Annotated in this window: 24 protein-coding genes and 2 pseudogenes; 13 read left to right on the top strand and 13 right to left on the bottom strand. The window is 72.9% G+C overall.

Annotated features, from left to right (window positions below; all coding sequences use genetic code 11):
- Positions 1–27 precede the first annotated feature (27 nt).
- On the bottom strand, positions 28–438 hold the full coding sequence (locus tag ACZ4U1_RS19065; RefSeq protein WP_467904551.1) for a MarR family winged helix-turn-helix transcriptional regulator: 411 nt from the start codon (positions 436–438) through the stop codon (positions 28–30).
- Between the two features lie 85 nt (positions 439–523).
- Between ACZ4U1_RS19065 and ACZ4U1_RS19060 the strand changes: the two genes are divergently transcribed.
- Positions 524–2,014 (top strand): MFS transporter, encoded by a 1,491-nt coding sequence (locus ACZ4U1_RS19060; protein ID WP_467904550.1) that lies wholly within the window; start codon positions 524–526, stop codon positions 2,012–2,014.
- A 73-nt stretch (positions 2,015–2,087) separates the two neighbouring features.
- A complete protein-coding gene (locus ACZ4U1_RS19055) occupies positions 2,088–2,372 on the top strand; it encodes a DUF6332 family protein (protein WP_467904549.1) in 285 nt (94 codons plus the stop codon).
- Here ACZ4U1_RS19055 and ACZ4U1_RS19050 read toward each other — a convergent pair.
- The 3 genes from ACZ4U1_RS19050 to ACZ4U1_RS19040 all read right to left on the bottom strand — a co-directional run bounded on the left by ACZ4U1_RS19050 (position 2,333) and on the right by ACZ4U1_RS19040 (position 5,264).
- The gene (locus ACZ4U1_RS19050) at positions 2,333–2,998 is read right to left on the bottom strand and encodes a response regulator transcription factor (RefSeq protein WP_467904547.1); all 666 of its coding nucleotides are present in this window, start codon (positions 2,996–2,998) and stop codon (positions 2,333–2,335) included. The genes ACZ4U1_RS19055 and ACZ4U1_RS19050 overlap by 40 nt on opposite strands.
- Positions 2,995–4,215, bottom strand: a complete 1,221-nt coding sequence (locus ACZ4U1_RS19045) for a sensor histidine kinase (protein ID WP_467904546.1) — start codon at positions 4,213–4,215, stop codon at positions 2,995–2,997. The genes ACZ4U1_RS19050 and ACZ4U1_RS19045 overlap by 4 nt, the downstream gene beginning before the upstream one ends.
- 356 nt (positions 4,216–4,571) lie before the next feature.
- Entirely contained in the window at positions 4,572–5,264 is a 693-nt protein-coding gene (locus ACZ4U1_RS19040) for a TetR/AcrR family transcriptional regulator (RefSeq protein WP_467904545.1), read from the bottom strand.
- A 145-nt stretch (positions 5,265–5,409) separates the two neighbouring features.
- Here ACZ4U1_RS19040 and ACZ4U1_RS19035 point away from each other — a divergent pair, with 145 nt between their 5' ends.
- A complete protein-coding gene (locus ACZ4U1_RS19035; protein WP_467904544.1) occupies positions 5,410–5,859 on the top strand; it encodes a nitroreductase family deazaflavin-dependent oxidoreductase in 450 nt (149 codons plus the stop codon).
- Here the strand turns inward: ACZ4U1_RS19035 and ACZ4U1_RS19030 are convergent.
- On the bottom strand, positions 5,849–7,090 hold the full coding sequence (locus tag ACZ4U1_RS19030) for a geranylgeranyl reductase family protein (protein WP_467904543.1): 1,242 nt from the start codon (positions 7,088–7,090) through the stop codon (positions 5,849–5,851). The genes ACZ4U1_RS19035 and ACZ4U1_RS19030 overlap by 11 nt on opposite strands.
- Positions 7,091–7,270: 180 nt before the next feature.
- Between ACZ4U1_RS19030 and ACZ4U1_RS19025 the strand changes: the two genes are divergently transcribed.
- Together ACZ4U1_RS19025 and ACZ4U1_RS19020 are read left to right on the top strand one after the other, a co-directional pair.
- Entirely contained in the window at positions 7,271–8,626 is a 1,356-nt protein-coding gene (locus ACZ4U1_RS19025) for a M20/M25/M40 family metallo-hydrolase (protein WP_467904542.1), read from the top strand.
- Positions 8,627–8,688: 62 nt separating this feature from the next.
- Complete coding sequence (locus ACZ4U1_RS19020) at positions 8,689–9,390, top strand: MBL fold metallo-hydrolase (RefSeq protein WP_467904541.1); 702 nt, start codon at positions 8,689–8,691, stop codon at positions 9,388–9,390.
- Between the two features lie 146 nt (positions 9,391–9,536).
- On the opposite strand, the gene ACZ4U1_RS19015 is transcribed toward ACZ4U1_RS19020, so the two are convergent.
- Positions 9,537–10,580, bottom strand: a complete 1,044-nt coding sequence (locus tag ACZ4U1_RS19015) for an NUDIX hydrolase (RefSeq protein WP_467904539.1) — start codon at positions 10,578–10,580, stop codon at positions 9,537–9,539.
- A 152-nt stretch (positions 10,581–10,732) separates the two neighbouring features.
- The gene (locus tag ACZ4U1_RS19010) at positions 10,733–10,924 is read right to left on the bottom strand and encodes a hypothetical protein (RefSeq protein WP_467904538.1); all 192 of its coding nucleotides are present in this window, start codon (positions 10,922–10,924) and stop codon (positions 10,733–10,735) included.
- Between the two features lie 178 nt (positions 10,925–11,102).
- Between ACZ4U1_RS19010 and ACZ4U1_RS19005 the strand changes: the two genes are divergently transcribed.
- The 3 genes from ACZ4U1_RS19005 (at position 11,103) to ACZ4U1_RS18995 (ending at position 14,427) form a co-directional block, all read left to right on the top strand.
- The gene (locus ACZ4U1_RS19005; protein ID WP_467904537.1) at positions 11,103–11,474 is read left to right on the top strand and encodes a hypothetical protein; all 372 of its coding nucleotides are present in this window, start codon (positions 11,103–11,105) and stop codon (positions 11,472–11,474) included.
- Complete coding sequence (locus ACZ4U1_RS19000; RefSeq protein WP_467904536.1) at positions 11,471–12,244, top strand: maleylpyruvate isomerase family mycothiol-dependent enzyme; 774 nt, start codon at positions 11,471–11,473, stop codon at positions 12,242–12,244. Before ACZ4U1_RS19005 ends, ACZ4U1_RS19000 begins: the two co-directional genes overlap by 4 nt.
- A 143-nt stretch (positions 12,245–12,387) precedes the next feature.
- Positions 12,388–14,427, top strand: coding sequence for an NPCBM/NEW2 domain-containing protein (locus tag ACZ4U1_RS18995; protein WP_467904535.1), 2,040 nt, complete (start codon positions 12,388–12,390; stop codon positions 14,425–14,427).
- Between the two features lie 75 nt (positions 14,428–14,502).
- On the opposite strand, the gene ACZ4U1_RS18990 is transcribed toward ACZ4U1_RS18995, so the two are convergent.
- The gene (locus ACZ4U1_RS18990; protein ID WP_467904534.1) at positions 14,503–15,456 is read right to left on the bottom strand and encodes an ROK family protein; all 954 of its coding nucleotides are present in this window, start codon (positions 15,454–15,456) and stop codon (positions 14,503–14,505) included.
- Positions 15,457–15,658: 202 nt separating this feature from the next.
- On the opposite strand from ACZ4U1_RS18990, the gene ACZ4U1_RS18985 reads away from it, so the two are divergent.
- Positions 15,659–16,708, top strand: coding sequence for a LacI family DNA-binding transcriptional regulator (locus ACZ4U1_RS18985; RefSeq protein WP_467904532.1), 1,050 nt, complete (start codon positions 15,659–15,661; stop codon positions 16,706–16,708).
- A gap of 87 nt (positions 16,709–16,795) precedes the next feature.
- Here ACZ4U1_RS18985 and ACZ4U1_RS18980 read toward each other — a convergent pair whose 3' ends face one another.
- Complete coding sequence (locus ACZ4U1_RS18980) at positions 16,796–18,094, bottom strand: DUF6986 family protein (protein ID WP_467904531.1); 1,299 nt, start codon at positions 18,092–18,094, stop codon at positions 16,796–16,798.
- Between the two features lie 264 nt (positions 18,095–18,358).
- Between ACZ4U1_RS18980 and ACZ4U1_RS18975 the strand changes: the two are divergent.
- Positions 18,359–18,895: pseudogene (locus tag ACZ4U1_RS18975) on the top strand (exonuclease/endonuclease/phosphatase family protein).
- Between the two features lie 64 nt (positions 18,896–18,959).
- On the opposite strand, the gene ACZ4U1_RS18970 reads toward ACZ4U1_RS18975, so the two are convergent.
- The 4 genes and pseudogenes from ACZ4U1_RS18970 to ACZ4U1_RS18955 form a co-directional block, all read right to left on the bottom strand.
- Positions 18,960–19,922, bottom strand: coding sequence for an electron transfer flavoprotein subunit alpha/FixB family protein (locus ACZ4U1_RS18970; RefSeq protein ID WP_467904529.1), 963 nt, complete (start codon positions 19,920–19,922; stop codon positions 18,960–18,962).
- 52 nt (positions 19,923–19,974) lie between these two features.
- Positions 19,975–20,760, bottom strand: coding sequence for an electron transfer flavoprotein subunit beta/FixA family protein (locus ACZ4U1_RS18965; RefSeq protein WP_467904528.1), 786 nt, complete (start codon positions 20,758–20,760; stop codon positions 19,975–19,977).
- A 216-nt stretch (positions 20,761–20,976) separates the two neighbouring features.
- Positions 20,977–21,486: a flavin reductase family protein gene (locus tag ACZ4U1_RS18960; RefSeq protein WP_467904526.1), complete on the bottom strand. Its 510-nt coding sequence runs from the start codon at positions 21,484–21,486 to the stop codon at positions 20,977–20,979.
- A gap of 208 nt (positions 21,487–21,694) precedes the next feature.
- Positions 21,695–22,089, bottom strand: a pseudogene (locus ACZ4U1_RS18955) (TlpA family protein disulfide reductase).
- 225 nt (positions 22,090–22,314) lie between these two features.
- On the opposite strand from ACZ4U1_RS18955, the gene ACZ4U1_RS18950 reads away from it, so the two are divergent.
- From ACZ4U1_RS18950 to ACZ4U1_RS18940, 3 genes are all read left to right on the top strand, one after another.
- Entirely contained in the window at positions 22,315–23,043 is a 729-nt protein-coding gene (locus ACZ4U1_RS18950) for a lysophospholipid acyltransferase family protein (protein WP_467904524.1), read from the top strand.
- 113 nt (positions 23,044–23,156) lie between these two features.
- Positions 23,157–23,666 (top strand): RNA polymerase sigma factor, encoded by a 510-nt coding sequence (locus tag ACZ4U1_RS18945; protein ID WP_467904522.1) that lies wholly within the window; start codon positions 23,157–23,159, stop codon positions 23,664–23,666.
- Positions 23,666–24,376 (top strand): hypothetical protein, encoded by a 711-nt coding sequence (locus ACZ4U1_RS18940; protein ID WP_467904520.1) that lies wholly within the window; start codon positions 23,666–23,668, stop codon positions 24,374–24,376. The genes ACZ4U1_RS18945 and ACZ4U1_RS18940 overlap by 1 nt, the downstream gene beginning before the upstream one ends.
- Positions 24,377–24,398 lie beyond the last annotated feature (22 nt).

The following is a 24,398-nucleotide window of genomic DNA, read 5'->3' as shown; positions in this document are numbered from 1 at the left end:
TGTGTTGGGGGAGCGCCCTACCGCGCATCACCCCCCCCCCCCCCTCCCCCGCCCCCCCCCCCCCCCCCCCCCCCCCCCCCCCCCCCCCCCCCCCCCCCCCCCCCCCCCGCGCCCCTTCGCGGTGAGCGCCACCCGCACCCCGCGCCGGTCCTCCGTGCACATCGCCCGCTCGACCAGGCCGTCCTTCTCCAGCCGGCCGATGAGCCGGGACAGCGCGCTCTGGCTGAGATGGACCCGGTCGGAGATCTCCTGCACCCGGTAGGCGCAGCCGTCCGCCCCCGCGCCCTCGGCCAGCAGGTCGAGGACCTCGAAGTCGCTCGCGCACAGGCCGTGCCCGTGCAGTTCGCGGTCGAGTTCGCACTGGGTGCGGGCGTGCAGGGCCAGGATGTCCCGCCACTGCTCCGCGAGTGCCTGTTCGGGCTGCTTCTTCGCCGCCATGACCGCACCGTAGCAGAGAATCCGGTTCGTTGCACCGTCATTAAATGCGCTTGCATTCCATGCATACGCATGTAATCTCCTCGGCATGACCTCTCCGCTCACCTCTTCCACGGCCCCGTCCCCGGCGGTCCGCTGGACTCCCCGGCTGTGGGGCACCCTGCTGGTGCTGTGCGCCGCGATGTTCCTGGACGCGCTGGACGTGTCGATGGTCGGCGTCGCGCTGCCGTCCATCGGCGCCGATCTCGGTCTGTCCACATCGGCCCTGCAGTGGGTCGTCAGCGGCTACATCCTGGGCTACGGCGGCCTGCTCCTCCTCGGTGGCCGCACCGCCGACCTGCTCGGCCGGCGCCAGGTGTTCCTGGTGGCGCTCGGCGTCTTCGCGCTGGCCTCCCTGCTCGGCGGGCTCGTGGACTCCGGCCCGCTGCTGATCGCCAGCCGCTTCATCAAGGGCCTCAGCGCTGCCTTCACCGCACCGGCGGGCCTGTCGATCATCACCACGACGTTCCCGGAGGGCCCGCTGCGCAACCGGGCCCTGTCGATCTACACCACCTGCGCCGCCGCCGGCTACTCAATGGGCCTGGTCCTCTCCGGTCTGCTCACCGAGGTCAGCTGGCGGTTCACCATGCTGCTGCCCGCCCCGGTCGCCCTGCTGGCCCTGCTCGCGGGCATGAAGCTGCTGCCGCGCAGCGAGCGCGAACGCGACCACGGCGGCTACGACGTCCCGGGTGCCGTCCTCGGCACCGCCTCGATGCTGTTGCTGGTGTTCACCGTCGTCCAGGCGCCCGAGGCCGGCTGGGCCTCGGCCCGGACGCTGCTGTCCTTCGTCGCCGTGGCCGTCATGCTGATCGCCTTCGTGCTCGTCGAGCGGCGCAGCCCGAGCCCGCTGGTCCGGCTCGGCGTGCTGCGCTCCGGGCCGCAGATCCGGGCGCAGCTGGGTGCGTTGACGTTCGTCGGCAGCTACACGGGGTTCCAGTTCCTGGTCACGCTCTACATGCAGCAGGTGCTGGGCTGGTCGGCCCTGCACACGGCGCTGGCGTTCCTGCCGGCGGGCGCCCTGGTGGCGCTCTCCGCGACCAAGGTCGGGGACGTCATCGACCGGTTCGGCACCACGCGGCTGATCGTGCTCGGCTTCGTCCTGCTGGCGGCCGGATACGTGCTGTTCCTGCGCATCGACCTGCACCCGGTCTACGCGGCCGTCATCCTGCCGACCATGCTGCTGGTCGGCTCCGGCTTCGCCCTGACCTTCCCGTCCCTCAACGTCCAGGCCACCAACGGCGTGGACGAGCACGAGCAGGGCATGGTCTCCGGTCTGCTGAACACCTCGGTGCAGGTGGGCGGCGCGATCTTCCTGGCCGTCGTGACGGCGGTGGTGACCGCGCACGCCCCCGAGAAGGCCACCCCGCAGGCCGTCCTGGACAGTTACCGGCCCGGCCTGGTCGTGGTCACGGTCATCGCCGTGGCGGGGCTGCTGCTGTCGCTCACCGGGCTGCGCCGGTCCCGTCCGGGCCGGTCCCTCGTGGTCGCCAGGTCCACCGTGAAGGAGGCGGACGCGGACCGCGTACCGGTCCGCGACTAGGGGGATCGCCTCCACGCGTGCGCCCGGCGGGAGTCGCTTGTCCCGCCGGGCGCACGTCTGTGAAACTGACGGAATGGACGCACACGGGGGCCGCCGGACCATGGCGGAGCGGGACGCGGCGACGGTCGAGATCGGGTACGCGCTGGTCAGCGCAGCCTTCGCGGCGGCGGTGCTGTTCGGCGCCGTGGCCGGGCCCGCGCTCCTCTTCGACCTGCCCGGCCCCCTGCCCACGGTGCTGCTCCGGCTCGGCATGGCGGTGGCACCGGTGGTGTTCCTGGCCCGGGTGATCAGCGTGCTGGTGCGCTTCCGGCAGACGGCTCAGCCCAGCCAGCCGGGCCGTACCAACCCCGACTCGTAGGCGAGCACGACCAGTTGGGCGCGGTCCCGGGCGCCCAGCTTCACCATGGTCCGGCTCACGTGGGTCTTGGCGGTGAGCGGGCTGACCACCAGCCGGCGGGCGATCTCCTCGTTGGACAGTCCGATGCCGACCAGCGCCATCACCTCCCGCTCCCGTTCGGTGAGCCGGGAGAGCGCGTCCGCGGTCGCGGGTTCCTTGGAGCGGGCCGCGAACTCGGCGATCAGCCGGCGGGTGACGCCCGGCGACAGCAGTGCGTCCCCGGCGACCACCGCCCGTACGGCGCGCAGGAGTTCGTCCGGCTCGGTGTCCTTCACCAGGAAACCGGAGGCGCCCGCGCGGATCGCCTCGAAGACGTACTCGTCCAGTTCGAAGGTGGTCAGCATGACCACCTTCACCTCCGCCAGCTCCGCTGCCGAGGTGATGCGCCGGGTCGCGGCCAGGCCGTCCAGCAGCGGCATGCGGATGTCCATGAGGACGACGTCCGGCCGCAGTTCCCGCACCCGGCGCAGCGCCTCCTCGCCGTCGGCGACCTCGCCGGCCACCTCGATGTCCGGCTGCGCGTCGAGCAGCGCCCTGAAACCGGCCCGCACCAGCGACTGGTCGTCCGCGAGCAGTACCCGGATCACTGGTCCTCCCTGAGGTCCGACGGCAGGACGGCGAGCACCCGGAAGCCGCCGTCGGGGCGCGGGCCCGCCTCGATGGTGCCACCCAGCGCGGCGGCCCGCTCCCGCATGCCGGCCAGCCCGTTCCCGCTGCCGCCCGCGTCCGCGCCGGTCGCCGGCCCGTCGTCGTCGATCCGCAGCCGCAGCACGCCGTCGCGGTACCCGAAGTGCACGCGCGCGTGCCGCGAACCGGAGTGCCGTACGACGTTGGTGAGGGCCTCCTGGAGAATGCGGAAGGCGGCCAGGTCGGCGCCGGGCGGGAGCCGGGGCGGCTCGCCCTCGGTCTCGACGGTGAGGCCGGCCGCCGCTGCCTGCTGCACCAGCTCCGGCAGCCGGTCCAGGCCGGGCGCGGGGGCGCGGGGTGCGGCGCCCGGTGCGCGCAGGGTGCCGAGGACCTGGCGCACCTCGCCGAGCGCCTCCTTGCTGGCGGACTTGATGGTGGTGAGCGCGGCCCGGGCCTGCTCCGGGTCGCTGTCGAGCAGGGCGAGGCCCATGCTCGCCTGGACGTTGATGACGGAGATGCTGTGCGCGAGGACGTCGTGCAGCTCGCGGGCGATGCGCAGCCGCTCCTCGTCGGCGCGCCGGCGCGCGGCCTCGGCGCGGTCCGCGCGCTCCCGCGCCCACTGTTCGCGCCGCAGCCGGGCCAGCTCCGCGAGGGCGGCGACGGCCAGCACCCAGGTGGCGACGACGATCTCCTGGCCGAGGCCCGCGCCGCGGTCCCCGGCGGGCGGGAGCCACCGGTACAGCCAGAGCGCGACCAGGACGTGCCCGGCCCACAGCAGCCCTACGGCCGTCCAGGCGGCCCGGCGGTGACCGGCGACGACCGCGCTGAAGCAGCCGACCGCCACGGGCAGGAAGACGGGCCCGTAGGGGTAGCCGAGGGCCAGGTAGGCCAGTGCCGCCGCTGCCGTGCCGTACGCCACGGCCACCGGATGGCGGTGCCGCCCCAGCAGCGGTACGGAGGCGGCGAGCAGCAGCACGCGCGCGTAGCCGTCGAGCGGTACCCGGTCCGGCTGGCCGTGGGCGGCGAAGCGGGTACCGATCAGCACGAACGTGGTGAGCAGCAGGGTGGAACGCCACGGCAGCCGGCCGCGGCCCGCCTCCGTACCGTCCGCCCGATGCCACCCCGGGGGGCCGTACCGCCACCAGTGCCCGGGCCCCCCGCCGTGCTGTTCCTCCATGCGGCCACGCTAGACGCCGACGGGCCGCGACGGCGTCAGCCGGGCGAGGTGACCACCGGTACTCCCGGGGGAGTACGCGGCTCCCGGTGGCAGGCCGGCGCGCTCAGCTGACGTCCTCACAGGGCAGTCCGACAGGGGTGTACCTGCCGTTGTGATTGCACCCGTGCGCGTCCCTGTGCTCGGGGATCCTGCTCACCGGAGGCACACGTCCCGCGCGCACTTCCACCCCGCGCTGTCGTGGGCCGTCTCGGCCGCGCCGGCACTCGCGCTTGCCGTGATCAGAGCGAATGCCGCTGCCGCAACGAACAGAGAACGCATGGAACCTCCTGTGTGACAGCCCACCCCGAAGGGGCGACTCAGTCCCGCCCCAGGCCCACGCCCTCCGCCAGGCGGCCGGCCGCGTGCCGGAAGAACGTCTCGCGGTCCTCCACCACCCGGTGGAACTGACCGAACAGTTCGAAACCGACCAGTCCGAAGAGCTGGGCCCAGGCCGCCACCAGGGCCACCGCGGCCTCCGCCGGCAGGTCGGGGGCGAGGTCGGCGGCCATCCGGGCGGCCTCGGGGCGCAGGCCGGCCGGGAGGGGGAGGGGGGCGAGGCCCGGGCCCTGGTGGGCGTCCCGGACGATGCCGATGAGGACCGTGCCGACGCGGGCCGCGGCCGGCACGGTGGTCTCGGGGGCGGAGTAGCCGGGCACGGGTGAGCCGTAGATCAGCGCGTACTCGTGCGGATGGGCGAGCGCCCAGCCGCGCACCGCCTCGCCCACCGCCACCCAGCGGGCCGCCGGCACCGCGTCGGCCGCGGCGTCCCGCGCCCGCTCCGCGGCCTCGCCGAGGGAGTCGTAGGCATCGATGATCACGGCGGTCAGCAGGTCGTCCCGGCTGGGGAAGTAGCGGTACAGGGCCGACGACACCATGCCCAGCTCGCGGGCCACCGCCCGCAGGGAGAGCTTGGCCGCGCCCTCCGCCGCCAGTTGTCTGCGCGCCGCCTCCTTGATGGCCGCGGTGACTTCCTGCCTGGCCCGTGCGCGGGCGCCCTGTGCGGTGCTCATGCCAGCAGTGTGCCATGCGGGAGAGCAGTGCACACAAAAGAGAGCGACGAACAAAAAAGAGAGCAGTGCTCTTGCTTCGGAGCACCCGTCTGGCCCACACTGGAGGCAAGCGAGAGCACCGCTCTCTCAAACCGTGGGGGTCTCCATGTCGACACACGTCATCAAGCCGGGCTGGTTCACCGTCCACGTCTTCAACCGGGCCGTGTCCTGGCTGACCCGGCGCGGCATCAGCATCTGGGGCTCGCGTGTGCTGGCGGTGCGGGGCCGCAAGAGCGGGGAATGGCGCACCACGCCGGTGAACCTGCTGACCGTGGACGGGCAGCAGTACCTGGTCGCCCCGCGCGGTCACGTCCAGTGGACACGGAACATGCGCGCGGCCGGCGGCGGCGAACTCCACCTCGGCAGGAACGTGGACGTCTTCACCGCCACCGAGGTCCCCGACGACGACAAGGTCCCGCTGCTGCGGGCCTACCTCAAGCGCTGGAAGGCGGAGGTCGGGGCCTTCTTCGACGGCGTCGGCCCCGACTCCCCGGACGCGGAGCTGCGCCGGATCGCCCCCGACCACCCGGTCTTCCGCATCACCGTCACGAACTGACGGGCTCCTCCGCCGGGGCGGCCGGCCCCCGGTCCAGCGCGGTCAGGGCGCGCTGGGCGAGCGGGTGGGAGCGGACGATCTCGCCCAGCGAGGTCGAGCCCTGCGTGATGTCCCGGAACGCCCGCCAGGCCGGGCGGAAGCCGGTGAGGGCCGCGTGGAAGAGGCCGGGGCGCTTCTCGAACACGGTCAGCAGCCGCTTGCCGACGGCCATCTCGACGCCGAGCCCGGCCTTGATCGCGAACGCGTAGTTCAGGGCCTGGCGACGGGTGTCCACGGCGTCGTGCGCCTCCGCGATCCGCACCGCCCACTCCCCCGCCAGGCGGCCCGAGCGCAGCGCGAAGGAGATGCCCTCGCGGGTCCACGGCTCCAGCAGACCGGCCGCGTCCCCGCAGACCAGCACCCGGCCCCGGGACAGCGGGGAGTCGTCGGCGCGGCAGCGGGTCAGGTGACCGGAGGAGATGGCCGGCTCGAAACCGGCGAGCCCGAGACGGGCGATGAAGTCCTCCAGGTACCGCTTGGTGGCGGCGCCTTCGCCGCGCGCGGAGATCACGCCGACCGTCAGCGTGTCGCCCTTCGGAAAGACCCAGCCGTAACTGCCCGGCAGCGGGCCCCAGTCGATCAGGACCCGCCCCTTCCAGTCCTCGGCGACCGTCTCCGGCACCGGGATCTCCGCCTCCAGGCCGAGGTCCACCTGGTCGAGCTTCACACCGACGTGGGCCCCTATCCGGCTGGCGCTGCCGTCGGCCCCGACGACCGCGCGGGCCAGCACCGTCTCCCCGCCCTGCAGGACGACGGCGACCGTGCGGCGGTCCGGCACCGCCGAGCCGTGCTGCTCGACCCGCTGGACCGTGACGCCCGTCCGCAGCTCGGCACCGGCCTTCTGGGCGTGCTCGACCAGCTGCTGGTCGAACTCGGGGCGGTTGATCAGCCCGAAGAGCATCTGCTTGGAGCGGCGGGTGCGGGTGAAGCGGCCGTTGTTCGAGAAGGTGACCGCGTGCACGCGGTCCCGGAAGGGCAGCTCGAAGCCGGGCGGCAGGGCGTCGCGCGAGGGGCCGATGATGCCGCCGCCGCACGTCTTGTAGCGCGGCAACTCGGCCTTCTCCAGCAACAGCACGCGCCGTCCGGCGACCGCCGCCGCGTAGGCGGCCGAGGCGCCCGCTGGGCCCGCGCCCACCACGACGACGTCCCACACCCGCTGCACGTCGTCCGCCGAAGAGTTCTCGCCGCTCACGATGGTCTACCGCTCCGATCAAAGCCGCTGCCAAGTGTCCTGTCGCATCCTACGGCGGCCGTCCGTGCAGGCCGCTGTGGGAGGATCGGTGTACTCACCCCGTACAAAGCCGGTGTACTCACCCCGTACAAAGCCGGTGTACTCACCCCGTACAACGTCGCACCCACGAGGAGCGTGCCCATGCCGTCGAATCCGGTCGCCGAGACCGTCGCCTCGCTGCTGCCCCGGGCGAAGGCGGAGCTGGCCGAACTGGTCGCCTTCAAGTCGGTGGCGGACTTCACGCAGTTCCCGAAGAGCGAGAGCGACGCCGCCGCGGGCTGGATAGCCGACGCGCTGCGCGCCGAGGGCTTCACGGACGTGGCACTGCTCGACACCCCGGACGGCACGCAGTCCGTGTACGGCTATCTGCCGGGCCCGGCGGGTGCGAAAACGGTTCTTCTCTACGCCCACTACGACGTGCAGCCCCCGCTCGACGAGGCCGGCTGGGCCACCCCGCCGTTCGAGCTGACCGAGCGCGACGGCCGCTGGTACGGCCGCGGGACCGCCGACTGCAAGGGCGGCTTCATCATGCACCTGCTCGCGCTGCGCGCCCTCAAGGCGAACGGCGGTGTCCCGGTGCACGTGAAGGTGATCGTGGAGGGCTCGGAGGAGCAGGGCACGGGGGGCCTGGAGCGGTACGCCGAGCAGCACCCCGAACTGCTGGCGGCGGACACGATCGTCATCGGCGACGCGGGCAACTTCCGGGTGGGCCTGCCGACGGTGACCACCACGCTGCGCGGCATGACGCTGGTCCGGGTGCGGATCGACACCCTGGCCGGAAATCTGCACTCGGGCCAGTTCGGCGGTGCCGCCCCGGACGCGCTGGCCGCGCTGATCCGGGTGCTGGACTCGCTGCGCGCCGAGGACGGCTCGACCACGGTCGACGGCCTGGACGCCACGGCCGAGTGGGACGGCCTGGAGTACACCGAGGAGCAGTTCCGCGCGGACGCCCGGGTGCTGGACGGCGTCGAGCTGATCGGTGACGGCTCGGTCGCCGACCGGATCTGGGCCCGCCCGGCGGTCACCGTCCTCGGCATCGACTGCCCGCCGGTCGTCGGCGCCACCCCGTCGGTGCAGTCGAGCGCCCGCGCCCTGGTCAGCCTGCGGGTGCCGCCGGGCGTGGACGCCGCCGAGGCCACCAAGCTGCTCCAGGCGCACATCGAGGCGCACACCCCGTGGGGCGCCCGGGTCAGCACCGAGCAGATCGGCCAGGGCCAGGCGTTCCGCGCCGACACCTCCAGCCCCGCCTACCAGGCGATGGCCGAGGCGATGGCGGTGGCCTACCCCGGCGAGACCATGCAGTACGCCGGCCAGGGCGGCTCGATCCCGCTGTGCAACACCCTCGCCGGCCTGTACCCGCAGGCGGAGATCCTGCTCATCGGCCTGAGCGAGCCGGAGGCGCAGATCCACGCGGTCAACGAGAGCGTGTCCCCCGAGGAGTTGGAGCGGCTGTCGGTCGCCGAGGCGCTGTTCCTGCGCAATTACGCGGCGGGCTGACCTCTTCTGCCCACGGCAGAGGGCCCTCGCCCACGGGCCGGGGCCCTGCCTACGGTCGGCGCATGGACGTCATCGAACTGCTGCCCCGACTGCACCTGCTCCGCTTCCCCGTCGGCCAGGCCTATCTCTGGCGCGACGACGCGGAGTTGACCCTGATCGACGCGGGCCCGATCGGCGCGGGCCGGCCGATCGCCGACGCGGTCACCGCGCTGGGGCACGCGCCCCGGGACGTACGACGTGTCGTGCTCACCCACTTCCACGAGGACCACGTCGGCGGGGCGGGCGAGTTCGCCGCGCTGAGCGGGGCCGAAGTGCTGGCACACCACCTGGACGCCCCGTTCGTCCGGGGGGAACGGCCGGGCCCGGCACCGCGGGTGGAGGAGTGGGAGCGGCCCCTGCACGCGGCGGCCCTCCGGCAGTTGCCCCCGGGCCCCCCGGTGCCGCCGCCCGCGCTCACCGAGCTGTCCGACGGTGACGTACTCGGCTTCGGCGGCGGCGCCCGGGTGGTGCACATCCCGGGGCACACCGACGGCAGCATCGCGGTGTTCCTGCCCGCGCACGGTGTGCTCTTCACCGGGGACACGGTGGCGGCGGCACCGGCCGACGGAACGCCGATGCCGGGAGTGTTCAACCTGGACCGCGCCCGACTCATCGCCTCGATACGGCGGTTGGCGGATCTCGGAGCGGAGGTCGCCTGCTTCGGCCACGGCGACCCGGTGCTCTCCGGCGCCACCGCCGTGCTCCGCTCGCTAGGGCCTGTCTGACCGATCCGGACGTATTCGGGTCTGCGCCCGGTGCGGCGAGTGGGGGTGCCCCTCCGGGAAGCGTCCATGGCGTCGCGAGGCCGGGGCACCTCCCGGCCGAAGAGTGGGGAGGGAATTGCCGGACAGGCCCTGGGCGCGGCGTCGGGTCAGCCGACCGGCACCCCCGCCTCCAGGTAGAGCGCACTGCCCCGTTCCCGGGCGCGCAGCGCCCAGCGCAGCCGTTCGTAGCGGACCGGCGGCAGCATCCCGGCGGCCTCCTCCTCCGTGGCGAACCGCCACGCCCGCAGCTCCGGGCCGGGCAGCAGCACCCGGGAGGCCTCGCCGGACTCCAGCCGGCCGCCGTCGAAGAGCAGCCGCAGCCCGCCGAACCCGGGCGGGGCGGGCCTCTCCCAGTCCACGACGAGCAGCCGGGGCACCTCCCGAAGCCGTATCCCGGTCTCCTCGGCGACCTCGCGCATCCCGGCGCGGGCCGGCGCCTCGCCCCGCTCCACCACGCCGCCGGGGAACTCCCAGCCGGGCTTGTAGGTGGGGTCGACCAGCAGCACCCGGTCCTGCTCGTCGAAGAGCAGGACCCCGGCGGCGAGCGTCTCGGCGGTCGGCTCGGGGGTCTGCACGATGTCGCAGACGGGGACGGCACCGCTGCCGACGGCGTCGGCGATGCGGACGGCGGTCTCGTACGGGGTGAGGGCGCTGGTGTCGACCGGGTGGGCGTCGGCGGTGAGCCAGGAGGCGAGGGCGGCGCGGTAGGGCTCGATGTGGTCGTACGACCACTGCCGCGTGCGTATCTCGCCGTCGGGTATGTCGGGCGGGACCTCCCGCCTCGCTATCCGCTCGCGCAGGATCGTTTCGGCCGGGGCGAGGAGCACATGGTGCACGGCGATCCGGCGGGCGGCGAGGCCGCCGAAGATCTCGTCGCGGTACTCCTGCCGGAGCAGGGTCATGGGCACCACCAGGGTGCCGCCCAGCTCGGCGAGCATCGCGGCGGCGGTGTCGACCACCAGCCGGCGCCAGATCGGCAGGTCCTGGAAGTCGCCGACCTCGGCGAGGTGCTTGGGCGGCAGCAGGTGCGTGAGCGCCCCGCCGATGACCTCGGGGTCGAAGAGCGTGCTGTTCGGGATCAGTTCGATCAGTTCGCGTGCGGTGGTGGTCTTCCCCGCACCGAACGCGCCGTTGATCCAGACGACGGTCACGGACTCCCCCTCTTCTGTTGGCCCCCTGAGGCTTGCCCGCTCCACCCTGCCACGGAAACCCCCTCCCGTTGAGGGCGCCTGTCCGCGCGCACACGGGAGTGCCGGTGTCCCCGGTGGCGAGGAGCACCGGCACACACGCCGTACGCGGTCGGTCAGTTGTCCCCGAGGGCCCTGTGGTCGACGTCCAGGCTGTCCTGGGCGACGAGGTGACCGGCCGAGTCGAGGGTGTCCGAGACGTTGAGGTCGCCGAGCGGCCCCTCGTCCGCCGCGTGGGACGGGGTGACGGCGGCCACGACGAATCCCGCGGCGAGGGTGGCGATGGCGAGCATGCTGCGCTTCTTCATGCCCTGATCAACTACGCGGACGGCCAGGAGTCACGCGCGACACCGGCGGCTTGCCCGCGTAACCGTGAGGCGCGGCGGCAGCGAAACCTCGTGGCCCCGGTGATCAACCGGAGGGTAGTCTCCGGGAGGCCCGGTGGCACCGGGACCACCGGAGGCGACCACCAGGAAGGCCACAGCCATGCCCAGCCCCCGTCCCACCACCACGCTCTGGCGCCCGACGGGCCCCGTGGAACTGGAGCTGGTCCGCGAGCTGGAGTGGCGGGCGTGGCCGCCCCGGCTTCCGGAACAGCCGATCTTCTATCCGGTGCTGAACGAGGACTACGCGGTCCGCATCGCCCGGGACTGGAACGTCCGGCACGACGGCGCCGGTTTCGTCACCCGCTTCGAGGTCGACAGCGCCTTCCTCGCCCGCTACCCGGTCCGTCAGGCCGGCGGCGAGACCATCCTGGAGCTGTGGGTGCCGGCCGAGGAGCTGGACGAGTTCAACGCGCACATCGTCGGCCGCATCGAGGTCGTGCACGAGTTCCGCCGAGCCGAGGACCGCGCGTGACCGGTTTCCCCGCCTCCGGCGCCCAGGCCCGGGAGTACGTCGAGGACGTCGTGCGCTCGGGCGAGCGGCTCGTGCGCGGCGCGGCCCGGCTGTCCGAGGAAGAGGTGCGGGCCCCCTCGGGGCTGCCGACGTGGACCCGCGGCCATGTCCTCGCGCACGTCCGCCACAGCGTGGACGCCTACGGATGGCTGCTGCGGCTCGCGCGCACCGGCCGTGAGCCCGGGCCGCGCACGAACGCGCCGGCGCCGGCCGCGGCGGTGGAGCGGGACGCGTCGCTGCCCGCCGGCCGGCTCGCCGCCCTGCTGCGGGACGGTCTCGACCGGTTCACGGCCGAGGCCCGTACGACGCCCGCCCCCGCCTGGGACCGGCTCGTCCCGGCACTGGCCGGCTGGCGCCACCCGGCCTGGTACCTGCTGCTGCGCTGTCTGCGCGAGCTGGAGACGCATCACCTCGACCTGGCTCTCGGGTACGGCACCGAGAACTGGCCGGAGCGGTACGTCCGCTGGGCGCTGGACGACACCCTCGGCACGCTGCGGGCGCAGGGCTTCCCGCTCGCCTCCGTGGCGGCCACCGACCTCGGCCTGCGCAGGCCCCTCGCGGCCGAGGGCCCGTCGGTCTCCGGGCCCGGGCACCGGCTGCTCGGCTGGCTCACCGGCCGGCTGCCCGCCGACGGGCTGGTCGTCGACGGCCCGGCGGGGTCGCTGCCCCGGCCGCCCGCCTGGCCTCAGCCGCCGCTGCCGGGCTGGGGCAGGGTCACCGAGGCGTCGTAGCACCGAAGCGAACAGAGCCGGACACCCGACCCCCCGTCCACACCCGCCCCCTTCCAACAGACTTCGACACGTCCTACCGTAAACGCACACTGATGGCAGGTACATGCCGTCATCCCGGTTTCGCGAGTCGGAGGAACGTAACGATGCGTCACCCTCACACCCGCACGACCCGCACCACCCGCCGAAGAGTGGCCGGAGCCCTCACCGCGGGGCTGCTGTGCGCGGCGGGCCTCGCCGTCCCCGCCCTGGCCGCCCCCGTCCGGACCCCCGCGGCACCGGCCGCCCCCGCCCTCGCCGACGGCCTCGCGCTCACCCCGCCGATGGGCTTCAACAACTGGAACTCCACGCACTGCCGCGCGGAGTTCGACGAGTCCATGGTCAAAGGTGTCACCGACCTCTTCGTCCAGAAGGGCCTGAAGGACGCGGGCTACCAGTACGTCAACCTGGACGACTGCTGGGCCCTGCCGGACCGCGACGCGAACGGCAAGCTGGTACCCGACCCCGTGCGTTTCCCCCACGGGATCAAGGCGGTCGCCGACTACGTCCACGCCAAGGGCCTCAAACTCGGCATCTACACCAGTGCCGGCACCAAGACCTGCAACAGCGCCGGCTTTCCGGGCGCCCTGGGCCACGAGTACAGCGACGCACGGCAGTTCGCCGACTGGGGCGTCGACTACCTGAAGTACGACAACTGCAACAACCAGGGCGTGGACGCCGAGCGGCGCTACCGGACCATGCGGGACGCGCTGAAGGCGACCGGTCGGCCGATCGTCTACAGCATCTGCGAATGGGGTGAGAACAAGCCCTGGGAGTGGGCCGCGGACGTCGGCCACCTGTGGCGGACCACCGGGGACATCAGCGACAGCTGGAGTTCGATGCTCTCGATCCTGAAGCAGAACCTCCCCCTCGCGCCGTACGCCGGCCCGGGCCACTGGAACGACCCCGACATGCTGGAGGTCGGCAACGGCGGCATGACGGACACCGAGTACCGCTCGCACTTCTCGCTCTGGTCGGTGATGGCCGCGCCGCTGCTCATCGGCACCGACCTGCGCAAGGCCTCCCAGGCGACCTACGACATCCTGGGCAACAAGGAGGTCATCGCCGTCGACCAGGACCCGCTCGGCAGACAGGGCGTGGTCGTCTCCTCCGCGGGCGGACGCTGGGTCGTCGCCAAGGAGATGAAGGACGGCAGCCGCGCGGTGGCCCTGTTCAACGAATCCGGCACCGCCCAGCGGATCGCCACCAGCGCGAGCGCCGTCGGCCTGCCCGACGCCGACGGCTACACCCTGCGCGACCTGTGGCAGCACCGCTCGTCCAACACCGCCGGGACCGTCGCCGCCACCGTCCCGGCCCACGGCACCGTCCTGCTGCGCGTCTCGGCCGACCCGCGCTGGGCCGCCCACCCGCCCGCCGTCGAACTCGGCCTGGACGGCAGCCCGTTGCTGGAGGCCGCCACCCCGGCCACGCTGACCAGCACCGTCACCGACCTGGGCCGCACGCCCGCGCGGCAGGTGTCCGTGACGCTGACCGGACCCGCCGGCTGGACCGTACGGGCCACCTCGGCGACCTCGGCACCCACCCTCGCCACCGGCCGCACACTGCGCACCGGCTGGCAGGTGACCGCCCCGGCCGGCACCCCCACCGGCTCCTACGGCCTCGTACTGCGCACGAGTCACCGCTCACCGTCCGGCACACCCGTCGGCAGCAGTCTCCCGCTGACCGCGTCCGTCGTCACACGACCGCCCGCGGGGACGTCGTACCTCGGCGACCTGCCCTGGCTGTCGGCGACCAGCGGCTGGGGCCCCGTGGAGCGTGACACCAGCAACGGGGAGAGCGCCGCCGGCGACGGCGCCGCGCTCACCATCGGCGGGACCGTGTACGCCAAGGGGCTCGGCGTCCACGCGCTCAGCGACGTCTCCTTCTACACCGGCAAGGCCTGCGAGAAGGTCACGGCGGACGTCGGCATGGACGACGAGAAGGGCACGGAGGGCACCGTCGCCTTCGAGATATGGGCGGACGGCACGAAGGCCGCTGCCACGGGTGTCCTGACCAACGCGGTGCCCGCCCAGCCACTCACCGCCGACATCAGCGGCGCCCAGGTGGTCCGGCTCGTCGTCACCGACGGCGGAGACGGCATCGACTCCGACCACGCGGACTGGGCCGACGCCCGGCTCGTCTGCTGAGCCGGCCGGGCCAGGCGAACCGGAGGTCCTCCCGCTGACGCGCGGGGGCGGCGGCCGCCTAGCGGAAGGAAGGATCTAGCGGGTCGCCGCCGGCACGTCCGGGCTGTGGGTCAGGGCTGCCGCGGCGGCGCCGACCAGCCCCGCGTCGGTGCCCGTCTGCGCGGGTACGACGGTGAGCCGCTGCACGAAGGAGAGGGTCGCGTAGTCGGTGAGGGCCTTGCGCAGCGGTGTGAACAGGACGTCGCCCGCTTTGCCGACGCCCCCGCCGATCACCGCTATCTCGATCTCGACCAGGGTCGCGGTGGCCGCGATACCGGCGGCCAGCGCCTGCGCCGCCCGCTCGAAGGAGGCCACGGCGACCGGGTCGCCCGCGCGGGCGGCGGCGGCCACCGCGGCGGCCGAGGTGTCACCGTCGGGGCCCGGGAGCCAGCCCTGCTCCAGGGCCCGGCGGGCGATGTTGGGCCCGCTGGCGATGCGCTCCACGCAGCCGCGCGAGCCGCACGGGCAGGGGTCGCCGTCGAGGTCGACGCTGATGTGCCCGATGTGCCCGGCGTTGCCGGTCGGACCGGGATGCAGCCGGCCGCCCAGCACCAGGCCGCCGCCGACCCCCGTCGAGACCACCATGCACAGCGCGTTGTCATGGCCGCGCGCGGCGCCCTGCCAGTGCTCGGCCGCCGTGATCGCGACGCCGTCGCCGATCAGCTCCACCGGCAGGCCCCCGGTGATCTCGCGGACCCGGTCGACCAGCGGGAAGTCGCGCCAGCCGGGCACGTTCACCGGGCTGACCGTGCCGGCCGAGGCGTCCACCGGGCCCGCGCTGCCGATGCCGACCGAGCCCGCGCGTCCCCACAGGGGCGACCCGGCGAGGTCGCCGAGCACCTCCGCCACGGCCTGCATGACCGTTTCGCCGTGCTGCTGGGCGGGCGTGGCGCGCTGGGCTCTGGCCAGGATCCGGCCGGCGCGGTCCACCAGCGCGCCGGCGATCTTGGTGCCGCCGATGTCCAGGGCCGCCACGAGGTCGGTGTGCATCAGAGTCAGATCTCCCCGTTGAAGCTTGAAAACCAAAGAAAGGCAGGCCGGTCAAGCGGTGGGGGCGCAGGCCGGAGACAGCGGTGGACAGTCTCTCTCGCATCTGACAACGTTGTCCAGGCTCTATGCTCGACGCCACATCCTCATACAAGCCCACGGATCCCGCACCCCCGCCCCGGACGACAGACAGGACAGACGCATCGTGCCCGAGACCACCCGCCGCGCAGACCGCCTTCCCGGGAACCGGTACGGCAACCGCCCGACCATGAAGGACGTGGCGGCACGCGCCGGGGTCGGGCTCAAGACGGTCTCCCGGGTGGTCAACGGCGAGCCCGGGGTCACCCCGGACACCGAGCGCCGGGTGCAGGAGGCGATCGAGGCGCTCGGCTTCCGCCGCAACGACAGCGCGCGCGTGCTGCGCAAGGGCCGTACGGCGAGCATCGGTCTGGTCCTGGAGGATCTCGCGGACCCGTTCTACGGCCCGCTCAGCCGAGCCGTCGAGGAGGTGGCCCGTGCCCACGGCGCCCTGCTGATCAACGGCTCCAGCGCCGAGGACCCCGAGCGCGAGCAGGAGCTGGCGCTGGCCCTGTGCGCACGCCGGGTGGACGGCCTGGTGGTGATCCCGGCCGGGGACGACCACCGCTATCTGGAGCCGGAGATCAGGGCCGGCGTGGCGACCGTGTTCGTGGACCGCCCGGCCGGCCGGATCGAGGCCGACGTGGTCCTGTCCGACAACTACGGCGGCGCCCGCGACGGCGTCGCCCACCTCATCGCGCACGGCCACCGCCGGATCGGCTTCATCGGCGACATGCCCCGCATCCACACCGCGGCCGAGCGGCTGCGCGGCTACCGGGCGGCGATGGAGGACGCGGGCATAGCCGTCGAGGAACGCTGGATGTCCCTCGGGGCGACGAACCCGGAGCGGGTGCGCCGGGCCGCGGAAGAGATGCTGTCCGGTCCGGACCCGGTCACCGCGGTCTTCGCCGGCAACAACCGAGTGACGGTCACCGTGATCCGGGTGCTGGCCGAGCAGGCCCGGCGGGTCGCGCTCGTCGGCTTCGACGACATCGAGCTGGCCGATCTGCTCCAGCCGGGAGTCACGGTCGTCGCCCAGGACGCGGCGGCCCTGGGCCGTACCGCTGCCGAACGCCTCTTCCGCCAGCTGGACGGCACCCTCGTCGCCCCCGAGCGCATCGAACTGCCGACCCGCCTGATCACCCGCGGCTCGGGCGAGCTGCCCCCGGCGGACTGAGCACGTCCGCTGCGGCGGAGCGGGCCTCCCGGAGCCGCCTGAAGGCACCGCGCCCCCTGGCCGCGGGGCGCCAGGGGGCCGGGTCGGTTACTTGGCGGAGGCCGTCAGGTTGCCGCGGCGCGGGGACGCGAAGTTCTCCAGGTCGGCACGGGTGAGGCCGGTGAGGCGGGCGACCTCGGCGATGTCCAGGGCGCCGCAGTCCAGGCCGCGCAGCAGGTAGCCGCTGAGGGCCTTGGCGGTGGCGGGCTCGTCCATGACGTCGCCGCCGGCCCGGTTGGCGTACCGGGCGAGCCGGGCCGCCGCCTGTTCGAAGCCCTCGCGGTAGAAGGCGAAGACGGCCGCGTAGCGGGTGGGGATGTGGCCGGGGTGCATGTCCCAGCCCTGGTAGTAGGCGCGGGCGAGGGCGCGGCGGGTGAGGCCGTAGTGGAGGCGCCAGGCGTCGTGGACCTTGGCGGTCGGGCCGACGGGCAGGACGTTGGTCGAGCCGTCCGAGACGCGCACCCCCGTCCCCGCCGCGGCGACCTGCATGACCGCCTTGGCGTGGTCGGCGGCCGGGTGGTCGCTGGCCTGGTAGGCGGCGGAGACGCCGAGGCAGGCGCTGTAGTCGAAGGTGCCGTAGTGCAGCCCGGTGGCGCGGCCCTCGGCCGCCTGGATCATGCGGGCGACGGTGGCGGTGCCGTCGGTGGCGAGGATGGCCTGGCTGGTCTCGATCTGGATCTCGAAGCCCAGTCGGCCGGCGTCCAGGCCGTGCGCCTTCTCGAAGGCCTCCAGGAGCCGTACGAAGGCGCTGACCTGCTCGGGGTACGTCACCTTGGGCAGGGTGAGGACCAGACCCTCGGGCAGGCCGCCGGCCTCCGTCAGGCCGGTGAGGAAGACGTCGAGGGTGCGGATGCCCCGGTCGCGTACCGCCGCCTCCATGCACTTCATGCGGATGCCCATGTACGGCGCCGCGGTGCCGTTCTCGTACGCCTCCGCGATCAGCCGGGCCGCGCGGGCCGCCGTCTCGTCCTCCTCTGCGTCGGGGCGGGGACCGTACCCGTCCTCGAAGTCGACGCGCAGGTCTTCGATCGGCTCGCGCTCGAGCTTGGCTCGGACGCGGGAGTAGACGGGCTCGGCCAGCTCGTCGGAGAGGCCGAGGACCGCCGCGAAGGAGGCGGCGTCCGGGGCGTGTTCGTCGAGCAGGGCCAGCGCCTGGTCGCCCCAGGAGCGGATGGTGTCGGCGGCGAAGGCGTCACCGGGGACGTACACGGTGTGGACGGGCTGCCGGGTGCCGGGGTCCCCGGGGTAGCGGCGCTCCAGCTCCGCGTCGACCGGTGCGAGGGAGGCGCTGATCTCCTCGCTGACGGCGCCCGCGAGGCTTGTCGCCACCTTCTCCTGCTGACCCATCCCACACCCTCCAAGCTTTCCGCTGTACGGAATCGACAATCCGTATGGCGAAGTTATCCGGCAACCTTCCCGCTGGTCAACACCGCCTCGGCCGCACTCCGTCCCGCCATCCCGGCTTGTTCACATCCATCTGGCACCCTCCGGACCGCACCCTGCTCCCGCACAGCGCACCAGCACCCGACTCGTCCGGAAGCCGTCGCAGAAGGAGCACCCGTGCCGATCCCCGGCCGAGTCACGCGCCGTATGGGCCTGAGGACCGCGTAGGTGGCCACGATCTCCGTTCCCCTGTCCAGTACAGCACTCTCCGCCGACCCCGCCTCGGCGGGCGAACGGCACGGCGGTCCGCTCCGCGTCATGTCGTTCAACCTCCGCTTCGCGAGCACCGCCGAGCCCCACAGCTGGGCCGCCCGCAGGCCCGTGACGCGCGCCCTGCCGCACCGCGAACGACGAGTTCATGGCGGTCTTCCACGACACCCGCCGGCTCGCCCCGCAGGAGTACGACCACTTCTGGCTCTCCGGGACCCCGGACGTGATCGGGTCCAACACCTGGGGCCGCGGCTCCGTCCCGACACGATGCTGGGCGCCGGCCTGGGCGACACCTGGGACACGGCGGCCGAGCGCAGCGCGCTGTACGGGACCTTCCACGGCTACCGGCCGCTGACGCCGGGCGGCGACCGCATCGACTGGATCCTCGCCACGCCCGGTGTCACGGTGCACCGGGCCTCGGTCGACACCTTCTCGGCGGCCGGGCGGTTCCCGAGCGACCACCTGCCGGTGCAGGCCTGGCTCACGCCGGGATGAGCAGAGGCCCCCGTGACCGTCGGTTCGGTCACGGGGGCCTCGTACGCCTGACAGCGGCGGCGGATCAGCCCTTGCGGGTCTTGATCTCCTCGGTCAGCTGCGGGACGACGTCGAAGAGGTCACCGACCACACCGAAATCGACCAGCTCGAAGATCGGGGCCTCGGCGTCCTTGTTGACGGCCACGATCGTCTTCGAGGTCTGCATGCCGGCGCGGTGCTGGATCGCGCCGGAGATGCCGTTGGCGATGTAGAGCTGCGGCGAGACCGACTTACCGGTCTGGCCGACCTGGTTGGTGTGCGGGTACCAGCCGGCGTCGACGGCGGCACGCGAGGCACCGACGGCCGCGCCGAGCTGGTCGGCGAGGGCCTCGATGATCGCGAAGTTCTCGGCGCCGTTCACACCGCGCCCACCGGAGACCACGATCGCGGCCTCGGTCAGCTCCGGGCGGCCCGTCGACTCACGCGGCGTACGGCCGGTGATCTTGGTGCCGGTCGCCTTGTCCGAGAAGGTCACGGCGAGGGCCTCGACCGCACCGGCGGCCGGGGCGGCCTCGACGGCGGCCGAGTTCGGCTTGACCGTGATGACCGGGGTGCCCTTGATGACACGGGACTTGGTGGTGAAGGACGCGGCGAACACCGACTGGGTGGCCACCGGGCCCTCGTCGCCGGCCTCCAGGTCGACGGCGTCGGTGATGATGCCGGAGCCGATGCGCAGCGCCAGGCGGGCGGCGATCTCCTTGCCCTCGGCGGAGGACGGGACCAGCACGGCGGCCGGGGAGACGGCCTCGTAGGCGGCCTGCAGGGCGTCCACCTTCGGCACGACCAGGTACTCGGCGTACTCGGACGCGTCGTGGGTGAGGACCTTCACCGCGCCGTGCTCGGCGAGCGTGGCGGCGGTGTCGGCGGCGCCGTTGCCGAGGGCGACGGCGACGGGCTCGCCGAGGCGGCGGGCCAGGGTCAGCAGCTCCAGGGTGGGCTTGCGGACGGCACCGTCCACGTGGTCGACGTAGACGAGGACTTCAGCCATGGGATTGCTCTCCTGCGAAACGAAGTTGAGGGGCGGTCAGCGGGGGCGAGCCTCAGATGAACTTCTGGCTCGCGAGGAACTCAGCGAGCTGCTTGCCGCCCTCGCCCTCGTCCTTCACGATGGTGCCGGCCGTGCGGGCCGGACGCTCGGTCGCGGCCTCGACCTTGGTGAACGCGCCGTCCAGGCCGACCTCCTCGGCCTCGATGTCCAGGTCGGACAGGTCCCAGGACTCCACCGGCTTCTTCTTGGCCGCCATGATGCCCTTGAAGGACGGGTAGCGGGCCTCGCCGGACTGGTCGGTCACGGAGACGACGGCCGGGAGCTGCGCCTCCAGCTGCTCCGAGGCGGCGTCGCCGTCGCGGCGGCCCTTGACGGTGCCGTCCTCGACGGAGACCTCGGACAGCAGGGTGACCTGCGGGACGCCGAGGCGCTCGGCGACCAGCGCCGGGACGACGCCCATGGTGCCGTCGGTGGAGGCCATGCCGGAGATCACCAGGTCGTAGCCGGCCTTCTCGATGGCCTTGGCCAGGACCAGGGAGGTGCCGATGGCGTCGGTGCCGTGCAGGTCGTCGTCCTCGACGTGGATGGCCTTGTCGGCACCCATCGAGAGGGCCTTGCGGAGCGCGTCCTTGGCGTCCTCGGGGCCGACCGTCAGGACGGTGACCTCGGCGTCGTCCGCGTTCTCCTTGATCTGGAGGGCCTGCTCGACCGCGTACTCGTCCAGTTCGGAGAGCAGACCGTCCACGTCGTCGCGGTCGACGGTCAGGTCATCGGCGAAGTGCCGGTCGCCAGTGGCGTCGGGCACGTACTTCACAGTGACAACGATCCTCAAGCTCACGCCGGCTCTCCTACTGCATCGTCATTTCGGGCTGCCTCTTGCAGGCAGCATAGGCGCCTCAAGCGGCCGATCCCGGTCGGGGCGTCCGCGCGCTCCGAACGAGATATTACTCGTCAGTACACCCAGTTCCTGCCCGCTAAGCAAGCGCTTTGAACTGTGACCTTCGCAACGCAGCGTAATCGGAACTCGACCGCTTCGCAGGAGGCGGCGGCGTGATCAATCCCGCAGGCCGTTGAAGCGGCCCTGGTGGTAGAGGAGCGGCCGTCCGGCGCCGGAGGGATCGCCGAGGACCACCTCGGCGAGCACGATGCGGTGATCACCGGCGGGGACCCGCCCGACGATCCGGCAGACCAGCCAGGCGAGCACGTCGTCCAGTACCGGCACGCCTTCCGGACCCTCCCGCCAGGCGGTGGGTGCCCCGAAGCGGTCGGCGCCGCTGCGGGCGAAGGTGGCGGCCAGCTCGCTCTGGTGCTCGCCGAGGATGTGCACGCCGACGTGGTCGGCCTCGGCTATCGCGGGCCAGCTGGAGGCGCCGGTGCCGATGCCGAAGGAGATCAGCGGCGGCTCGGCGGAGACGGAGGTCAGAGAGGTGGCGGTGAAGCCGACCGGGCCGGAGGCCCCGCGCGCGGTGATCACCGCCACACCGGCGGCGTGCCGGCGGAAGGTGGAGCGCAGCAGTTCGGGCGAGGCGAGCTGGGGAGTGCCGAGGTGGGGCGTGGCCGTCATGGAGTTGTCCTTCTGCGAGGGAGGGGAGACCGGTCCGTGGCTGCTCAACAGCCCGGACAGCGCGCGCTCGCGGTGCGGGCGAGGTCGACGTGGACCCGTCCGTAGAGAAGGAGTTCGATCGGCATACGGTCAGGCTGACGATAGGTGGTGGGTGCAGTCAAGCGGGTTCCGGGATCTGGAAGATGTCTCACGATTCCCTGAAACCCGCTCAGACGGCTTCCCCCAGGGCGGCGATGACGTCGGCCTTGCGGGGCTGTCCGGTGGCGCGCCGCACCACATGGCCGCCGGCGTCCAGCACCAGGACGGTGGGCGTCTTCAGGATCTCGAGGTCGCGTACGAGGTCCAGGTGGGCCTCCGCGTCGATCTCGACGTGGGCCACACCCGGGACCATTGCGGCGACCTCGCCGAGGATGCGCCGGGTGGCCCGGCAGGGTGCGCAGAAGGCGCTGGAGAACTGCACCAGTGTGGCGCGCTCCCCCGGTTCTCCGCCGAGTTCCGCCGCTCCGAGCCGCTTGCCGTCCTCGCGCCCGCGCACCGCATTCTCCCGTTCCGCCGCTCATGCCCGTCCGGTCGTCCTCGGCACAAGCGTTCACAAGACTGCAAAGATTCCCGCCCGCCGCCCAGCGCACTTCCGAGCGTAAAGGCGGGTTAAAGATACGAGACGGGTTGTAGGCCGACGTGACGAGGATCTCGCCGCCGCGGGGCACCAGGACTGGCTCCCCGTCCGTTCTTGGGGCACGATCTGCGAGACGCCGTTAACCTACGGCTGCGTAACTTTCCCGCCGGGAGCCCCTTTCCCGAGCAGAGCAGAAAGGGTCCGCCCCGCCCATGGCAGAGCTGGTCTACCGTCCCGTCATCGGTTTCGCCAAGACGCTGTTCAAGGTCTGGGACCTGAAGATCGACTGTCAGGGGTCGGAGAACATCCCGCGCTCGGGCGGCGCCGTGCTGGTGAGCAATCACATCAGCTACCTGGACTTCATCTTCAACGGCCTGGCCGCCCTGCCGCAGAAGCGCCTGGTGCGGTTCATGGCGAAGGAGTCGGTCTTCCGGCACAAGGTGTCCGGGCCGCTGATGCGCAGCATGAAGCACATCCCGGTGGACCGCGGGCAGGGCGAGGCGGCGTACGCGCACGCGCTGGACGCGCTGCGCTCCGGCGAGGTCATCGGGGTGTTCCCGGAGGCGACGATCTCGCAGTCGTTCACGCTGAAGAGCTTCAAGTCGGGCGCGGCCCGGCTGGCTCAGGAGGCGGGCGTTCCGCTGGTCCCGATGGCGGTGTGGGGCACCCAGCGGCTGTGGACGAAGGGCCACCCGCGCAACTTCAGGCGCGACCACCTGCCCGTCACCATCCGTGTCGGCGAGCCGGTGGAGGCGCCCCGCGACCAGTACGCCGGTGCCATCACCCGCCGGCTGCGCGAGCGCGTCCAGGAACTGCTGGACGCCGCCCAGCGCGCCTACCCGGGCCGCCCGAAGGGCCCCGAGGACTCCTGGTGGCTCCCCGCCCACCTGGGCGGCACGGCACCGACGGCGGAGCAGCTGCGCACGGCGGAGGCCCACTGAGCCGGAGCCGGCGCCCGGCGTGACCTCGCGTCAGCCGACGTGACGTCCCGTCAGCCGAAAAATTCCCTGAACGGATCGGTAAGGATGCACCGGGTCTCAGACATGTAAGAGGTGTGCAGACCCTGAAGACCCGGAGCGACGGTGAGCTGGCCGCGCGCTTCACGGCGTTGTACGCCCGTGAGCACCCGCGGGTGTGCGCTTATGTGCACCGGCGGTCGGGCGACCGGGGAGCGGCGGAGGAACTGACCGCCGAGGTCTTCCGCACCGCGTGGGAGCGCATGACGGCCGGCCAGGACGTGGGAACCGGGTGGCTGTTCGTCACCGCGCGCAACCTGCTGAGCAACCACCACCGCTCCATGGCCCGCCTGACGGAGATACACCGCGCCGTCGCCGAGACGATGGGCGGCGCTCCCGCGTCGGACCGGGACAACGCCGTTCTCGACGCCCTCGACCTGCTTCCCGCCGCGCACCGCGAGGTGCTGCTGCTGAGTTACTGGGACGGGCTGAGCGCGGCGGAGGCCGGGGCGGTCCTCGGGTGCAGCGCGTCCGCGGTATGGGTCCGGCTGCACCGAGCACGCAAAGCGTTCCGTGCCGTCTACGATCTGTCCCAGGAGCCAGTGTGATGCGTGTCAAGTCTCTGATCATGAACGCCAACCCGGTCCCTGGCACGGCGGACGGGACCCTGTCGGCACGCGCCGCCGACGAACTCTCCGCGCTGGTCGGCCCCGGCGGCGTCACTCCTCCCGCCGCCGCTCGCCGGTCGCCCCGCCGGGGTTTGCTGATGGCCGCCGTCGCCTGCGGAGCCGCCGCCGTCCTCGCCGGCGTCACCTTCCTCAGCCTCCAGGGCGAGCCGGCCGGGCCGGGCGGCCACCAGGCGGGTTCGAGGAGCGGTTCGGCCGGACCGGGCGAGGCCACGGGCGGCGGTACCCTCGCCGACGAGCCCTACTTCGCCGGCACGGCCGAGCTGGAAGGAGCGGCGGACGTGATCGTGCGGGCGCGGCTCGGCGAAGGCCATGAGGAGATGGTCGACGACGTCAGCACGACGGTGGCCACGGCACAGGTCGTGGCGACCGCCAAGGGCGGGACACCGGGGGATTCCATCGAGGTGTCGTACACGACCCCCGGTACCGGGCCGGAGACCGCCGGCCTCAGCGCCGGGAAGGAGTACGTGTTCCTGCTCGACAAGGGCGACGGCGGACGCTACGTCCTGGTGAACACCACGCAGGGCTGGTACGAGGTCGAGGGCGGCGCGGCGGTCGCCGCTCAGGACAACCGGGTGGCCCTGAGTCCGGACGTGCGCAAGGCGCTCCGGCTCGCACCGCGGGGCCGGTGAGACGGCGCCGGTGCGCCACGGA

This window comes from Streptomyces sp. NPDC028928 (assembly GCF_055564915.1).
Note: the sequence above shows the minus strand (reverse complement) of the source record. Positions and strands in the feature narration are given on the sequence as shown.

Bases quoted from the DNA above. Each gene is read 5' to 3' on its own strand.
- ACZ4U1_RS19025 (WP_467904542.1), top strand. From the start codon at position 7,271: ATGCCGTCGAATCCGGTCGCCGAGACCGTCGCCTCGCTGCTGCCCCGG.
- ACZ4U1_RS19055 (WP_467904549.1), top strand. From the start codon at position 2,088: ATGGACGCACACGGGGGCCGCCGGACCATGGCGGAGCGGGACGCGGCG.
- ACZ4U1_RS19035 (WP_467904544.1), top strand. From the start codon at position 5,410: ATGTCGACACACGTCATCAAGCCGGGCTGGTTCACCGTCCACGTCTTC.
- ACZ4U1_RS19020 (WP_467904541.1), top strand. From the start codon at position 8,689: ATGGACGTCATCGAACTGCTGCCCCGACTGCACCTGCTCCGCTTCCCC.
- ACZ4U1_RS18940 (WP_467904520.1), top strand. From the start codon at position 23,666: ATGCGTGTCAAGTCTCTGATCATGAACGCCAACCCGGTCCCTGGCACG.
- ACZ4U1_RS18970 (WP_467904529.1), bottom strand. From the start codon at position 19,922: ATGGCTGAAGTCCTCGTCTACGTCGACCACGTGGACGGTGCCGTCCGC.
- ACZ4U1_RS19005 (WP_467904537.1), top strand. From the start codon at position 11,103: ATGCCCAGCCCCCGTCCCACCACCACGCTCTGGCGCCCGACGGGCCCC.
- ACZ4U1_RS19045 (WP_467904546.1), bottom strand. From the start codon at position 4,215: ATGGAGGAACAGCACGGCGGGGGGCCCGGGCACTGGTGGCGGTACGGC.
- ACZ4U1_RS18995 (WP_467904535.1), top strand. From the start codon at position 12,388: ATGCGTCACCCTCACACCCGCACGACCCGCACCACCCGCCGAAGAGTG.
- ACZ4U1_RS19060 (WP_467904550.1), top strand. From the start codon at position 524: ATGACCTCTCCGCTCACCTCTTCCACGGCCCCGTCCCCGGCGGTCCGC.
- ACZ4U1_RS18960 (WP_467904526.1), bottom strand. From the start codon at position 21,486: ATGACGGCCACGCCCCACCTCGGCACTCCCCAGCTCGCCTCGCCCGAA.
- ACZ4U1_RS19040 (WP_467904545.1), bottom strand. From the start codon at position 5,264: ATGAGCACCGCACAGGGCGCCCGCGCACGGGCCAGGCAGGAAGTCACC.
- ACZ4U1_RS18980 (WP_467904531.1), bottom strand. From the start codon at position 18,094: ATGGGTCAGCAGGAGAAGGTGGCGACAAGCCTCGCGGGCGCCGTCAGC.
- ACZ4U1_RS18990 (WP_467904534.1), bottom strand. From the start codon at position 15,456: ATGCACACCGACCTCGTGGCGGCCCTGGACATCGGCGGCACCAAGATC.
- ACZ4U1_RS19010 (WP_467904538.1), bottom strand. From the start codon at position 10,924: ATGAAGAAGCGCAGCATGCTCGCCATCGCCACCCTCGCCGCGGGATTC.
- ACZ4U1_RS18950 (WP_467904524.1), top strand. From the start codon at position 22,315: ATGGCAGAGCTGGTCTACCGTCCCGTCATCGGTTTCGCCAAGACGCTG.
- ACZ4U1_RS19065 (WP_467904551.1), bottom strand. From the start codon at position 438: ATGGCGGCGAAGAAGCAGCCCGAACAGGCACTCGCGGAGCAGTGGCGG.